Origin of the sequence: Rahnella perminowiae (genome assembly GCF_019049755.1) — a bacterium.
Classification (GTDB): domain Bacteria; phylum Pseudomonadota; class Gammaproteobacteria; order Enterobacterales; family Enterobacteriaceae; genus Rahnella; species Rahnella perminowiae.
This window is the reverse complement of sequence record NZ_JAFMOS010000513.1, coordinates 1-13,483: the sequence shown is the minus strand read 5'-3', so window position 1 is coordinate 13,483 and position 13,483 is coordinate 1. Positions and strand designations below refer to the sequence as shown.

Sequence of the window (13,483 nt, the reverse complement as noted above, 5' to 3'; positions counted from 1 at the left end):
CTGTTAGTACCGCCTCCCCATTCCTTGCCACTATCCAGTAGCAGAATTTTAGATCGATCTTGTCCCATCGGTTAGCGCCCTTGCTCAGTCCGGTCAAAAAAATATACAGCGCCTATTATATGAGGCAAAACCCAGAAGCTCTACTTTTTAGTTTGGCTCGTAAACTCATGTATATCAATAAGTTAGTTGATGGTAGCGGAGATATGCTTACCATCAATATAATCAGGAAATCGTCAATGTGTGCGATTTCTAGTTTTGCGTAAAAGTTGTCATCACAGAATACTGCCGTTCCACAAACTCCAAGGCAGGTAAAGATTTCAGGCTTTCTCCCAGAACTTTAAACATGCTGTCCGCATAAATCTGCGGGATAGGTTGCCTGAGGCGACAGACACTGATGCCTTTACGCGATGATTTTACTGGCCCGATCGTGGCTTTGCGGGTTGCTGCGCTGCGCTGGGGTTCGTTCAGCAGATCGCTTGGCCTGACCAGAACGATATCGGCAGGTAAGTTTGGCAACATTTGCTGCAGCACTTTCACCGTAGTGGGATGTGGATGCCCGATCGCGATGGCATAGCCATTCTTGCGTGCGAGTTGAATTGCACGTTCAAATTGACGGCGGATTTCCGTTTCATTCTGCACATCATCTAAAAAGACATTGCGTTTAATCACTTTCACCCGGGTGCCCTGAGCCGCTTTGACTGACTGGGTGTTGCCGATGGTCATACTATCGAGGAAAAATAGGTTGTGAGCATTCATTGCCTGCATGACATTTTCCATGCCGGTCAGGCTGGAGGTCATAGCGCTACCCATATGGTTATTGATACCAATCGCGTAGGGAATATTGCTGATCGCCTGATCGACAATGCGTTTCACTTCTGCGGCACTCATGGAAGGTGTGAGCGTATCTTTTTCCAGAGGTTGCTTGCTGAGCGGTGCCATCGGCAGGTGGATCAGAATCTCACGTCCCTGCTGGTGCGCTTTGTTCATCATCATCTGCGAATCGGGTGCATTGGGGAAAATCGCGACGGATACCGCTTTTGGCATCTGAAGTACCTGGTTTTCCTCATGCTGGCGATAACCGAAGTCATCGATCAGGATGGATAATTTCGCTGCCTGAACCTGACAGGCAAAGAACGCAGTACCGCAAACGGCAGCTAAAACGGACTTGTTATATCGCAATGCTATCTTCCCAACCACGGCTGTGGATTAACTGCCTGGCCCTGACGACGAATTTCAAAATACAGCGATGGCTGGCCCTGTCCGCCGCTGTTCCCAACTTTAGCAATGGCCTGACCGGTTCTGACCTGGTCGCCTACGCTGACCAGCGCATCCTGATTGTAGCCGTACAGGCTCATATCGCCTTTACCGTGATCGATAACCACAACCAGCCCGTATCCCTGTAACCAGTCCGCCAGAATGACCCGTCCGTCAGCAATCGCACGGACATCACTGCCTTCCCTTGCTGAGATCACCATCCCTTTCCAGCGTAGTTCACCCTGTAGCTGTTCGCCGAAGCGATGTATCAACGAACCATTAACAGGCCAGATATTTTGACCTGATGGTCTGCCCAGACCGCCGGTACGGGCCATCAGGGATTGCTCGCTTTGGGTTGGTTTGTAGGTGGAGCCGGATTTCTTCGCCTGTTGCTCTTTCGCTCTGACTGCCGCAGCTTCACGCGCTTCTTTTTCTGCGCGTGCTTTGGCGGCACGTTCAGCGGCTGCAATTTTGTTTTGCAGGCTGGATTCGTTGGCGCGCAGTTCAGTCAGGCTCTGCTCATCTTTTTGCAATGAGGATTCGAGCGCGGTCAGTGTTTGTTTGCGTGCGGCGCGTGCCTGTTCGAGTTTCTGCTGCTGGGTTTGCTGTTCATCCAACAGGCTTTTTTGCCGGGCTTGTTTAGATTGCAAAGACACACGCTGTGCCGCCAGCGTAGTGCGGGTCTGTTTCAGATCTTCGATGGTTTTCTGTCGTGCTTCATTCAGATAACCAAAATAAGCCAGGATCCTCTCGCTGCGTTCGCTCTCTTCGCTGCTCAGCAGTAATTGCAGGCCCTTATGCTGCCCGATGCGGAAGGCGGCATCGAGCTGCTTTGCCAGAATAGTTTCCTGCGTCTTTTGTTGTTTTTGCAATTTATCGATGGACGCATTCAGCCCGGAAATGTCTTTTCCCAATGTGGCGAGGGTTGACTGTGTACTGCGCAACTGACTGCTGGCTGAAGCGATGGTTTTTTCCTGCGCCTGCAGTTGCTGCAGTAAAGTGCCGCGTTGCTGTTTCTGCTGTTTTACGCTTTTCTCTTTTTCCGCAATGTTTTGCTGAATGGTTTTGAGCTGATCTTTATTGTCGTCAGCATGCACGCTCACAGAGAGAGACAGCAGAGATACGCACAGTAATAAGGCTGGAGATGGGAAGGCAGATACGGCCTTGTCCTGAGCGGAAAGGCGGGTTCTCATCAGGCTGAAATGAATGAATTTGCTCAAACTTTTTTCCGCTTGTCGACCGTGGATGATAGACAATATGGCTGTCCCTTATCGTATCGTAACACTAATCAACCGGCTGATGCACAAACAAAAAAGGCGTACCAACGGAGGTCAGTACACCTTTTTTAACACGCTTTAACAGCAATTAGCGGGCGATAAACAGCGGTTTGCCGGTCATTTCCGTCGGAATTTCCATGCCCATCAGTGAAAGCATGGTTGGCGCGATATCAGATAATTTACCGCCTTCAACAGCCTGTGCATTTCCACCGATATAGATGAGCGGTACCGGCAGGCTGGTATGTGCGGTATGCGCCTGGCCGGTGGCAGGATCACGCATCTGTTCCGCATTGCCGTGGTCGGCTGTAATCAGCAACTGACCACCGGCGGCTTTCACTGCGTCCACGACCTGAGCAACACATTTATCGAGCGCTTCAACGGCACTGACAGCCGCATCGTAAACACCGGTATGGCCGACCATGTCGCCATTTGGATAGTTACAAATGATGGCGTCATATTTACCGCTGCTGATTGCGCCGAGCAATTTTTCCGTCAGTTCAGCAGAGCTCATTTCCGGTTGCAGGTCATAAGTCGCCACATTGGGTGATTTCACCAGGATACGATCTTCGCCTTCAAATGAGTCTTCCATGCCACCGTTAAAGAAGAAGGTGACATGGGCATATTTTTCGGTTTCAGAGATACGCAACTGCGTTTTCCCGTGCGCCATCAACCATTCGCCCAGCGTATTTTTCAGGGATGCCGGTGGATAGGCACAGGCTGCATTGATGTCTGCAGCATATTCGGTCAGCATGATAAAATCGCCGAAATTAATCACTTTTTCGCGGGTAAAGCCCTCAAAATCCGGGCTAATGAAAGCACGGGTGATTTCACGTGCACGGTCTGCACGGAAGTTCATAAAGACCAGCGCATCGCCATCATTGATTGCGGCAGTTTCTTCGCCAGCGGCTTGCAACACAGTCGGTTTGACGAACTCATCATTTTCGTCGCGGGCATAAGCGGCTTGCAGACCTGCAAGGGCGTTATCGGCAGTGAATGCGCCTTTTGCCTGTGACATTAAGTCATAGGCCTGTTGCACACGATCCCAGCGGTTGTCGCGATCCATGGCGTAATAACGCCCCACGATTGACGCGATACGGCCTGTACCTATCTGTGCAAATTTTTCTGAGAAGCGTTTCAGGGCTGCTTCAGCACTGCGCGGTGGGGTATCGCGGCCATCCAGGAAGGCATGCAGATAAATGGCTTTCGCACCACGGCGTTGCGCCAGCTCAATCATCGCCATAATGTGATCTTCGTGACTGTGAACGCCACCCGCAGACAGCAGACCCATAATATGAACCGATTTGCCGGCGGCGATTGCACGATCAACAGCGCCAGTCAGTACGCTATTATTAAAGAAATCACCTTCTTTAATTTCTTTGTCCAGACGGGTGAGATCCTGATACACGATGCGACCGGCACCTAAATTGACATGGCCGACTTCGGAGTTACCCATCTGCCCGTCGGGTAAACCGACGTCCAGCCCGGATGCGGCGATGAGGGTGTGCGGATGAGTGGCCCACAAATTATCCATGACGGGGGTTTTGGCGTTCAGAATTGCATTATCTTGTTGTTCTTCACGATGCCCGTAGCCATCAAGAATCACCAGAACCATCGGTTTTTTGTTGCTCGACATGTCAATTGACCTCAGTTTGAAAGATGAAATGCTCATTAGGCTCGCCAGCTGAAACAGTCTGAACAGGCGCGGCTAAGGGCATTTAAGGCGGCTGATTTTACCTCAGCGCGGTAAGTGAATAGCCGGAGGAGATCAAAGATGAGGTGAGGTGAGGGTTAACTTTCGCTATAAAGGCGTGTTAATTTTCCGAGACGTGCCGCAGATTGTGGCAATCGCCGCGCTTACTGGCTGTATTTGCTCCGACGCGCAGGTATACTCTGAAGCCTTGAATTTTCCCCCAACTGACGGGAGTTGCTACACCCCATGCAAGATATTATGCCATTCATCAGTGCGCATCCGGTTCTCAGCCTGGCGTGGGTTGCGTTACTGATTGCAGTAATTGTAACCACTTTTAAAACACGTTTTTCTAAAGTAAAAGAGATCACCCGTGGCGAAGCAACCCGCCTGATTAACAAAGAAGACGCCATTGTTGTCGATGTCCGCGCGCGTGAAGAATTCCGCAAAGGCCACATCGCTGAATCACAAAATGTGTTGTCTGCCGACATCAAGAACAACAACCTGGGTGAACTGACCAAACATAAAGCACAGCCTGTTATCGTGGTTTGTGCCACAGGCCAGACTTCCCGCACTGCGGCTGAAGGCCTTATTGCTGCGGGTTTTGAACGCGTCTTTACACTCAAAGAAGGTATCAGCGGCTGGAGCAGTGAAAATCTGCCATTAGTGCGCGGTAAATAAGACATTAAGCAAACTGCTACGGCAATAAATTTTACGACTCTGAGGTGGAACCCATGGCCAAAATTGAAATCTACACCAAGGCAACCTGCCCTTACTGCCATCGTGCGAAGGCTCTCCTTAATAGCAAAGGGGCTTCATTCGATGAAATCGCTATCGACGGCGACGCGGATCAACGTGAAAAAATGATCGCCCGTAGCGGTCGTTCAACCGTTCCTCAGATTTTTATCGATGGGCAACACGTAGGCGGTTGTGATGATTTACATGCACTTGATGCACGCGGTGGCCTTGACCCAATGCTGGGTTAATAAAGGCGGCGCCTGTTTTCCATTAAGTGTTTAAAAGGACTATTAACCCGAGGGTACTACTCACATGTCAGAACAAAATAACACCGAGATGGCTTTCCAGATCCAACGTATCTACACCAAAGACATCTCTTTTGAAGCGCCAAATGCGCCTCAGGTTTTCCAGCAAGACTGGCAGCCAGAAGTTAAACTGGATCTTGATACTGCTTCCAGCCAGCTGGCTGACGGCGTATATGAAGTCGTCTTGCGTGTGACCGTAACGTCTTCCCTGGGCGACGAAACTGCGTTCCTGTGCGAAGTTCAGCAAGGTGGTATCTTCACTATCTCCGGTATTGATGGCAACCAGATGGCACATTGCCTGGGGGCATATTGCCCGAACATTCTGTTCCCGTATGCCCGTGAGTGCATCACCAGCCTGGTTTCCCGCGGTACCTTCCCGCAACTGAATCTGGCACCTGTTAACTTTGACGCTCTGTTCATGAACTATCTGCAACAGCAAGCTGAAGGCGAAGGTGCTGAACCGCATCAGGATGCCTGATGAAAACCGTCAATGCGTCAATGACAGTGATCGGTGCCGGCTCGTACGGCACCGCTTTAGCGATTACTCTTGCCAGAAATGGTCATCCCGTTGTGCTGTGGGGACATAATCCCGACCACATCAATGCGTTACAGCGCGCCCGTTGTAATCAGGAATTCCTTCCTGATGTTCATTTCCCCGATAATCTGTTGCTCGAAACCAATCTTTCTATCGCGTTAGCTGCCAGTCGTAATGTACTGGTTGTAGTGCCAAGCCATGTATTTGGTGACGTATTACGCCAGCTGAAACCGCATCTGCGCCCTGATGCGCGCGTGGTGTGGGCGACGAAAGGTCTGGAAGCCGAAACCGGACGTTTGTTGCAAGATGTCGCGCGCGAAGAACTCGGCGATGCAATTCCATTAGCCGTCGTTTCCGGGCCGACATTTGCTAAAGAACTGGCGGCCGGCATGCCAACGGCAATCTCACTGGCCGCAACGGATACCCGTTTTGCCGAAGATTTGCAGCAATTGCTGCACTGTGGCAAAAGCTTCCGTGTTTACAGCAACCCCGATTTTATCGGTGTTCAGCTGGGCGGTGCGATTAAAAATGTTATCGCGATTGGTGCCGGGATGTCTGATGGTATCGGCTTTGGGGCTAATGCAAGAACCGCGCTGATTACCCGTGGTCTGGCAGAAATGACCCGCCTGGGTTCCGCTTTAGGCGCTGACCCAGCCACATTTATGGGCATGGCAGGCTTGGGTGATTTAGTGTTAACCTGCACAGACAACCAGTCCCGCAACCGTCGCTTCGGCATTATGCTGGGGCAAGGCAAAGATGTTCAGACTGCTCAGGACACCATCGGCCAGGTTGTTGAAGGCTATCGCAATACAAAAGAAGTGCGGGCTCTGGCGCAGCGAAATAATGTTGAAATGCCGATCACGGAACAGATTTACCAGGTGCTGTATTGCGGTAAAGATGCGCGTGAAGCAGCAATCAGTCTGCTTGCCCGTGCGAGCAAGGACGAAAAACACAGCCACTGAAAGGCATTTGCAGAATAGCCACCTTGTTGGTATTCCCCACAGGGCGGCTTTTTATTACCCGAACTTGCAAAGTCGTAAGGAAAAGTGATGTCGTTAGAAGAATTAGAACTGGTCTGGAATAACATTAAATCAGAGGCGAGAGCGCTGGCTGAGTGTGAACCGATGCTGGCCAGTTTTTTCCATGCGACGTTGCTAAAACATGAAACGCTGGGCGGCGCGTTGAGCTACATTCTGGCTAACAAGCTGGGTAATCCGATTATGCCTGCGATGGCGATCCGTGAAGTTGTCGAAGAAGCCTATCGTAACGACGAACAAATGATCCTGTCCGCTGCCCGCGACATTTTGGCTGTGCATCAGCGTGATGCGGCGGTCGACAAATATTCCACACCGCTGCTTTATCTGAAAGGGTTCCACGCGCTGCAGGCTTACCGCATCGGTAACTGGCTATGGAAGCAGGATCGCAAAGCGCTGGCAATTTATTTCCAGAATCAGATTTCAGTGTCATTTGGCGTAGATATTCACCCGGCGGCACGCATTGGCTGTGGCATCATGTTTGACCACGCCACCGGTATTGTCATCGGTGAAACGGCCGTGGTGGAAAATGACGTGTCGATTCTGCAATCTGTGACACTGGGTGGTACAGGGAAAACCTGCGGTGACCGACACCCTAAAATTCGTGAAGGCGTCATGATTGGTGCCGGTGCGAAAATCCTCGGCAACATCGAAGTGGGTGCTGGCGCAAAAATCGGTGCGGGTTCAGTCGTATTACAATCAGTTCCTCCACATACCACGGCTGCAGGCGTTCCGGCGCGTATTGTCGGGCGGCCGGAAAGCGAGCGGCCTTCCATGGATATGGATCAGCATTTCAACGGTATTGTGCAGGGTTTTGAATTCGGCGACGGCATCTGACAGGTTTTCAGATGGCATGAATCTGCATGCCATCCTCTTCACTTCCAATACGCTATTCTTTCAGCAATGCGCCCGGATATCCCAACTGACGCCAGGCTTCATAAACCACAACGGACACAGCATTCGACAAGTTCATGCTGCGGCTTTCTGCGCGCATGGGAATGCGGATTTTCTGTTGTGCTGGCAGGTTATCCAGTATGGATGCCGGCAAGCCGCGAGTTTCTGGGCCGAAGAGCAGGAAATCATCCTCCTGATAGCTGACGGCGCTATGTGCTGGCGTGCCTTTGGTTGTCAGTGCAAACAGGCGCTGTGGGTTTTCACTACTGAGAAAGGCATCATAATTAGCGTGATGCTTGATATTGGCGAATTCATGGTAATCGAGCCCGGCGCGGCGCAGACGTTTATCGTCCCAGCCGAAACCCAGAGGTTCGATGAGGTGAAGCTGACATCCGGTGTTGGCACACAGGCGGATAATGTTGCCGGTGTTGGGCGGGATTTCTGGTTCAAATAAAACAATGTTAAGCATGCGTCCCCCTGATAGAGGGACGCAGAATAGCAGAAACTTAACGCTGGTGCAGCGGCAGCCAGATAATCAAACGAAGGCCGCCCAGCGGGCTGTCTTCGGCTTTTACCTTGCCTCTGTGCTGTTGAACAGCGGTATCGACGATAGCCAGCCCAAGGCCGGTACCGCCGGATTCCCGGTCACGCGCTTCATCAGTACGGTAGAACGGACGGAAAATCTGCTCACGATCTTCCTCACTTACGCCGGGGCCGTCATCATCTACGGTGATGGTGATCCCTTCGTTGTCGTGGGCGAAGTTCAGCACAATATGATGATTCGAATAACGCAGGGCGTTACGCACGATGTTCTCCAGCGCGCTGTCGAGCGCCGCCGCATTACCGATCAGTTTCCACGGGCCAGGTGGTGATGTGACTTCAAGTGTTTTGCCCATTTGTTCGGCTTCAAACTGTGCGTCGTCAATCACTCCAGCCCACAATTCGTGTGCCTTTAGGGTTTCGCGCGATAATTCATTTTTATGCTGGCTGCGTGACAACACCAGCAGGTCATTGATCATGCCATCAAGGCGCTGAGCTTCATTTTCGATGCGTTGCAGCTCTTTCCCTTCACCATGACGACGTCTCATCAACGCGGTTGCCAGTTGCAAACGCGTCAGCGGGGTACGGAGTTCATGTGAGATATCGGAAATCAGCCGTTGTTGCGCCGTGACCATCCGTTCGAGTGCGCTGACCATCTGGTTGAAGCTGGCACCGGTCGCGAGGAACTCCTGTGGCCCTGCTTCGAGTTCCGGATGCTGCTTAAGATTGCCGCGTGCAACATCATCAGCGGCGTTTTTCAACTTGCGCGCCGGTTTCGCCAGGCTCCAGGCCAGCCAGAGCAACAGCGGGGCGCTGATCAGCATGGTGACGATTAACAGCAACAGCGGGCGGTCGAACATCAGGTTGATAAAGTCAGACTGGGAACTGCTGGCGGGGCGCATCAGATAAAGCTGGTAATTGTCTTCGCCGTCACGAACGGAGAAAGGGCCCACCATTTCGACGCGGCCATATTTTTTCTTCTTCGGGCGATCTGAGTTATCAGACTGGCCGATAAAGTTACGCACGATCTGCATTTCATTGCGCTGAGCGCCAATCACCCGCCCTTCGCTGGTCACCAGCAACAGGCGCTGACCTGGCGGAGCCCATTTGTCGATGGCACGGAACAAGCGGCGCCACCACATCAGGTCATTTGCAGGATCGGTCGCCAGTTCAGCCTCAACGTGTTGTTCAATCATCAGGCCTTGCCGCTGCTCGTTATCGAGCAGCGGTGTAATCTGGCGTGAATCGAGTTTCGGCACCATTAATACCAGCATCAGCACTAAGGCTAATGTGAACCAGAAAATGGCAAAAATACGTGCCGTAAGGCTGTTTATCATGAAGCAGAAACCATCAGATAACCCCGTCCACGCAGGGTTTTAAACCACGGATGACCATCCTGGCGATCAGGTAATTTACGGCGCAGATTCGAGATATGCATATCAATAGCACGGTCAAACGGCGTCAGACGTTTCCCCAGCACTTCCTGACTAAGGTGTTCGCGGGAAACAACTTGTCCAAGATGTTTTGCCAGTAAGTACAAAAGGGTGAATTCAGTGCCGGTTAAATCCAGCGCTTCCCCGTTAAAGCTGGCTTCCTGACGGCCTGGGTTGAGTTGCAGCCCGTCCACTTCGAGCGTCGGTGAGCCGCTGTTTTCATTGCTTTGCTGCTGTTCGCTCCAGTTAGAGCGACGCAACATGGCCCGGATACGAGCCACGAGCTCGCGGTCATTAAACGGTTTTGGCAGATAGTCATCGGCACCCAGCTCAAGGCCAAGAACACGATCTAATTCACTGCCACGAGCGGTTAACATAATCACTGGCGTCTGATGGCGCTGGCGTAATTCTTTAAGGGTTTCAATGCCGTTTTTCTTCGGCATCATCACGTCAAGTAACAGAAGATCGATGGTATTATCGATTTTCTCTAATGCCTGCTCACCATCGTAAGCCACTACAACATTAAAGCCTTCCATTTCGAGCAATTCTTTCAAAAGTGAAGTCAGTTCACGGTCGTCATCAACTAACAAAATTTTATTCATTGTATTTACCTCTAGACGCAAAATACGTCATCAATTGCCGCTATTCCATGACTTTACGTACTTTTACAAGCACTGACGCTTGTTTGCAGCAGCAGGTTTAGACTGCTTTTCAATGATTCGCGATGAAGCGATAAAGACTTTAGGAGTATGTGATGTTTAAGGCAGCTTCATTTGGTTTGGCCACGCTTCTGACACTCAGTTCAGGTGTCGTTTTAGCAGATGGCGCAAAACCAGTGTCAGCGATGCCAGCAGAACATGATAGCACGATGTTGGAGAAGCCTCTGGAACGCAACACTATGTTTGATGGTGTTAATCTCACTGAACAGCAGCGCCAGCAAATGCGTGACCTGATGCACCAGGCTCGAAAAGATTTGCCTAATGTAAATGTAGAACAGATAGAAACGATGCACCGATTGGTTACCGCCGAAAAGTTCGATCAGGCCGCCGTCCGTGCGCAAGCTGAATTGATGGCTCAGGAGCAGGTGGATCGTCAGGTCGAAATGGCCCGCATCCGCAACCAGATGTTTAATCTGCTGACCCCTGAGCAAAAAAATGTATTGAACCAGAAACACGAGCAGCGCATGAAACAGATGCAAATGCAGTTATCTGGATTACAGCCCTCTTCTGCCCAGAAGACGAGTAGTACCAGCACGACCGAGTAAGATCCCTGTTTTTCCTTGCCATAGACACCATCCCTGTCTTCCCCCACCGAAAGGTGGGGTTTTTTTTGCCCTCAATTTGGGTGGGATCTGCAAATAGGAAATTAACAAGGTGGAAATCTGCGCGTAACGAACGGGAAATATCTTGTAAAAGCCGTATGAATCAGTAAATTGCGATGTACCGAGCGGTGTATGCGTATTCTTGCTGACTTGAATCAATTCAGCACCGGTGTTTTGTTATACTATAGGCTCAAACGCTAATAAGCCCTTTTGGCTGCATAAGAAAAATTCGCCCAACAGGCTGGCTCAAGATTCTTAAGAAATTGCATCTACAAGTTCAGAGGTAGTCATGATCAAAAAAATTGGTGTACTGACAAGTGGTGGCGATGCCCCAGGCATGAATGCTGCGATCCGTGGCGTTGTCCGCGCCGCTTTATCTGCAGATTTGGAAGTCTACGGTATTGAAGATGGCTACCTCGGCATGTATGAAAACCGCATGCGCAAACTGGATCGTTACAGCGTCTCCGATATGATCAACCGTGGTGGTACTTTCCTGGGTTCAGCACGTTTTCCGGAATTCCGTGATCCAGAAATGCGTAAAGTTGCCCTACAGAATATGAAAGACCGCGGTATTGATGGCCTGGTGGTTATCGGCGGTGACGGTTCATATGCGGGTGCAGACCTGCTGACGAAAGAAGGTGGCATCCGTTGTATCGGCCTGCCAGGTACCATCGATAACGATGTTGCCGGGACTGACTACACTATCGGTTTTTTCACCGCATTAGGCACTGTGGTTGAGGCGATTGACCGTTTACGTGATACCTCATCCTCACACCAGCGTATCTCTATTGTTGAAGTGATGGGCCGCTATTGCGGTGATTTGACTTTAGCGGCAGCGATTGCCGGGGGGTGCGAATTTATCGCTATCCCTGAAGTTGAATTTAAACGTGATGATCTGGTTGCTGAAATCAAAGCCGGTATCGCGAAAGGTAAAAAACACGCGATTGTCGCCATCACCGAGAAGTTAGATAACATCGAAGAACTGGCTAAATACATCGAGAAAGAAACCTGTCGTGAAACGCGTGGCACTGTCTTAGGCCATATTCAGCGTGGCGGAGCACCGGTCGCTTATGACCGTATCCTGGCTTCCCGCATGGGTGCTTATGCTGTTGACCTGCTGCTGGAAGAAGACCGCGACTATTCTCAGGGCGGTTTCTGTGTGGGTGTAGAAAACGAGAAAATGGTTCACGAATTAATCTCGATTTGTATCGCGCCAGAGAACAAGAAAAGCAAGTTCAAAGAAGACTGGTACGACACGGCGAAAAAACTTTTCTGATTCAGTTTATTGCGTGTTTAGAAGAACCTCCCTGGCGGGAGGTTTTTTTTCGCCCGCCTTTTGTTTATTCCATAAAGTAATAGAAAAAAACCTTTTATTCTTTATGTGTTTCATTTTTATCTGGCACGCTCTCTTTAACGAACAAATAAATGAAATCCATAGAAACTATTTCGGGAGAGTACGATGCGTAAATGGGCTGCAGGTTTGGGATTACTGTTGGTAGCAACGGGAGCGATTGCCAAAGATATTCAGATTCTGAACGTGTCATACGATCCAACCCGTGAGTTCTATGAACAATATAATAAGGCGTTCAGCAAATACTGGCAGGGCAAAACCGGTGATACGGTTACTGTGCGCCAGTCGCATGGCGGCTCAGGCAAACAGGCTACGTCAGTTATTAATGGCATTGAAGCGGATGTAGTGACACTGGCGCTGGCTTATGACGTTGATGCCATTGCCGAGCGCGGTCGTATTGATAAAAACTGGATCACCCGCCTGCCGGACAATTCTGCGCCGTATACGTCTACCATTGTGTTCCTGGTGCGTAAAGGTAATCCGAAACAAATTCATGACTGGAATGATTTGATCAAACCGGGTGTGTCGGTGATTACGCCGAATCCTAAAACGTCTGGCGGCGCACGCTGGAACTATCTCGCTGTCTGGGGTTATGCGTTGCATCACAACAACAATGACAAAGCGAAGGCTCAGGATTTCGTGAAAGCATTGTATAAAAACGTGGAAGTGTTGGATTCCGGTGCTCGTGGCGCAACCAACACCTTCGTTGAGCGCGGTATCGGTGATGTGCTGATCGCATGGGAAAACGAAGCGCTGCTGGCGACCAAAGAAGTCGGCAAAGACAAGTTTGAAATCGTCACGCCAAGCGAATCAATATTGGCGGAGCCAACGGTTTCCGTAGTCGATAAAGTGGTGGATAAGCGTGGCACCCGTACAGTGGCGGATGCCTACCTGAAGTACCTGTATTCACCGGAAGGCCAGACCATCGCAGCAGAAAACTATTACCGTCCGCGTGATCCGCAAGTCGAGAAGAAATTCGCGGCTGAATTCCCGAAACTGAAACTGTTCACCATTGATCAGGTTGCAGGTACCTGGGCTCAGGCGCAGAAAGACCATTTCGCGACCGATGGAATTTTCGACCAAATCACCAAACGTTAATCGCGCTTTTACAGAC

The 13,483-nt window shown here is 50.6% G+C and carries 14 protein-coding genes; 8 read left to right on the top strand and 6 right to left on the bottom strand.

From position 1 onward, the window contains the following. Nucleotides 1-249 precede the first annotated feature (249 nt). The 3 genes from J1785_RS11010 to gpmM form a co-directional block, all read right to left on the bottom strand. Complete coding sequence (locus J1785_RS11010) at nucleotides 250-1,179, bottom strand: divergent polysaccharide deacetylase family protein (RefSeq protein WP_129955287.1); 930 nt, start codon at nucleotides 1,177-1,179, stop codon at nucleotides 250-252. Between the two features lie 2 nt (nucleotides 1,180-1,181). Beyond that, nucleotides 1,182-2,447, bottom strand: a complete 1,266-nt coding sequence (gene envC, locus J1785_RS11005) for a murein hydrolase activator EnvC (RefSeq protein ID WP_370278366.1) — start codon at nucleotides 2,445-2,447, stop codon at nucleotides 1,182-1,184. A gap of 172 nt (nucleotides 2,448-2,619) precedes the next feature. After that, complete coding sequence (gene gpmM, locus J1785_RS11000; RefSeq protein WP_129955289.1) at nucleotides 2,620-4,164, bottom strand: 2,3-bisphosphoglycerate-independent phosphoglycerate mutase; 1,545 nt, start codon at nucleotides 4,162-4,164, stop codon at nucleotides 2,620-2,622. Between the two features lie 303 nt (nucleotides 4,165-4,467). On the opposite strand from gpmM, the gene J1785_RS10995 reads away from it, so the two are divergent. From J1785_RS10995 to cysE, 5 genes are all read left to right on the top strand, one after another. Beyond that, complete coding sequence (locus tag J1785_RS10995; RefSeq protein WP_013577604.1) at nucleotides 4,468-4,899, top strand: rhodanese-like domain-containing protein; 432 nt, start codon at nucleotides 4,468-4,470, stop codon at nucleotides 4,897-4,899. Between the two features lie 53 nt (nucleotides 4,900-4,952). Further along, entirely contained in the window at nucleotides 4,953-5,204 is a 252-nt protein-coding gene (gene grxC, locus J1785_RS10990; protein ID WP_129992184.1) for a glutaredoxin 3, read from the top strand. A 64-nt stretch (nucleotides 5,205-5,268) separates the two neighbouring features. Then, nucleotides 5,269-5,739: a protein-export chaperone SecB gene (gene secB, locus J1785_RS10985; protein ID WP_129955290.1), complete on the top strand. Its 471-nt coding sequence runs from the start codon at nucleotides 5,269-5,271 to the stop codon at nucleotides 5,737-5,739. After that, nucleotides 5,739-6,758 carry an NAD(P)H-dependent glycerol-3-phosphate dehydrogenase gene (gpsA, locus tag J1785_RS10980; protein ID WP_129955291.1) on the top strand — a complete coding sequence of 340 codons (1,020 nt, stop codon included), beginning with the start codon at nucleotides 5,739-5,741 and terminating at the stop codon, nucleotides 6,756-6,758. Before secB ends, gpsA begins: the two co-directional genes overlap by 1 nt. Before the next feature lie 87 nt (nucleotides 6,759-6,845). Then, on the top strand, nucleotides 6,846-7,667 hold the full coding sequence (gene cysE, locus J1785_RS10975) for a serine O-acetyltransferase (protein WP_120133124.1): 822 nt from the start codon (nucleotides 6,846-6,848) through the stop codon (nucleotides 7,665-7,667). 52 nt (nucleotides 7,668-7,719) lie between these two features. Here the strand turns inward: cysE and trmL are convergent, their stop codons facing one another. From trmL to cpxR, 3 genes are read right to left on the bottom strand one after another with little or no spacing between them, the layout of a single operon-like run. After that, nucleotides 7,720-8,193, bottom strand: a complete 474-nt coding sequence (gene trmL / locus J1785_RS10970; RefSeq protein WP_129955292.1) for a tRNA (uridine(34)/cytosine(34)/5-carboxymethylaminomethyluridine(34)-2'-O)-methyltransferase TrmL — start codon at nucleotides 8,191-8,193, stop codon at nucleotides 7,720-7,722. Nucleotides 8,194-8,230: 37 nt separating this feature from the next. Next, nucleotides 8,231-9,601 carry an envelope stress sensor histidine kinase CpxA gene (cpxA, locus tag J1785_RS10965; RefSeq protein WP_129955293.1) on the bottom strand — a complete coding sequence of 457 codons (1,371 nt, stop codon included), beginning with the start codon at nucleotides 9,599-9,601 and terminating at the stop codon, nucleotides 8,231-8,233. Further along, nucleotides 9,598-10,299 (bottom strand): envelope stress response regulator transcription factor CpxR, encoded by a 702-nt coding sequence (cpxR, locus tag J1785_RS10960; protein ID WP_129955294.1) that lies wholly within the window; start codon nucleotides 10,297-10,299, stop codon nucleotides 9,598-9,600. The genes cpxA and cpxR overlap by 4 nt, the downstream gene beginning before the upstream one ends. A gap of 152 nt (nucleotides 10,300-10,451) precedes the next feature. On the opposite strand from cpxR, the gene cpxP reads away from it, so the two are divergent. The 3 genes from cpxP (at nucleotide 10,452) to J1785_RS10945 (ending at nucleotide 13,467) form a co-directional block, all read left to right on the top strand. Continuing rightward, on the top strand, nucleotides 10,452-10,961 hold the full coding sequence (gene cpxP / locus J1785_RS10955) for a cell-envelope stress modulator CpxP (RefSeq protein ID WP_129955295.1): 510 nt from the start codon (nucleotides 10,452-10,454) through the stop codon (nucleotides 10,959-10,961). A 346-nt stretch (nucleotides 10,962-11,307) separates the two neighbouring features. After that, nucleotides 11,308-12,294 (top strand): 6-phosphofructokinase, encoded by a 987-nt coding sequence (gene pfkA, locus J1785_RS10950; RefSeq protein ID WP_015699196.1) that lies wholly within the window; start codon nucleotides 11,308-11,310, stop codon nucleotides 12,292-12,294. A 183-nt stretch (nucleotides 12,295-12,477) separates the two neighbouring features. Next, nucleotides 12,478-13,467, top strand: coding sequence for a sulfate ABC transporter substrate-binding protein (locus J1785_RS10945; protein WP_217219407.1), 990 nt, complete (start codon nucleotides 12,478-12,480; stop codon nucleotides 13,465-13,467). The last annotated feature ends 16 nt before the right edge of the window (nucleotides 13,468-13,483 follow it).

Coding starts and splice junctions, on each gene's coding strand:
- envC (WP_370278366.1), bottom strand. CDS start 2,447: ATGAGAACCCGCCTTTCCGCTCAGGACAAGGCCGTATCTGCCTTCCCA.
- gpmM (WP_129955289.1), bottom strand. CDS start 4,164: ATGTCGAGCAACAAAAAACCGATGGTTCTGGTGATTCTTGATGGCTAC.
- J1785_RS10995 (WP_013577604.1), top strand. CDS start 4,468: ATGCAAGATATTATGCCATTCATCAGTGCGCATCCGGTTCTCAGCCTG.
- grxC (WP_129992184.1), top strand. CDS start 4,953: ATGGCCAAAATTGAAATCTACACCAAGGCAACCTGCCCTTACTGCCAT.
- secB (WP_129955290.1), top strand. CDS start 5,269: ATGTCAGAACAAAATAACACCGAGATGGCTTTCCAGATCCAACGTATC.
- gpsA (WP_129955291.1), top strand. CDS start 5,739: ATGAAAACCGTCAATGCGTCAATGACAGTGATCGGTGCCGGCTCGTAC.
- cysE (WP_120133124.1), top strand. CDS start 6,846: ATGTCGTTAGAAGAATTAGAACTGGTCTGGAATAACATTAAATCAGAG.
- trmL (WP_129955292.1), bottom strand. CDS start 8,193: ATGCTTAACATTGTTTTATTTGAACCAGAAATCCCGCCCAACACCGGC.
- cpxA (WP_129955293.1), bottom strand. CDS start 9,601: ATGATAAACAGCCTTACGGCACGTATTTTTGCCATTTTCTGGTTCACA.
- cpxR (WP_129955294.1), bottom strand. CDS start 10,299: ATGAATAAAATTTTGTTAGTTGATGACGACCGTGAACTGACTTCACTT.
- cpxP (WP_129955295.1), top strand. CDS start 10,452: ATGTTTAAGGCAGCTTCATTTGGTTTGGCCACGCTTCTGACACTCAGT.
- pfkA (WP_015699196.1), top strand. CDS start 11,308: ATGATCAAAAAAATTGGTGTACTGACAAGTGGTGGCGATGCCCCAGGC.
- J1785_RS10945 (WP_217219407.1), top strand. CDS start 12,478: ATGCGTAAATGGGCTGCAGGTTTGGGATTACTGTTGGTAGCAACGGGA.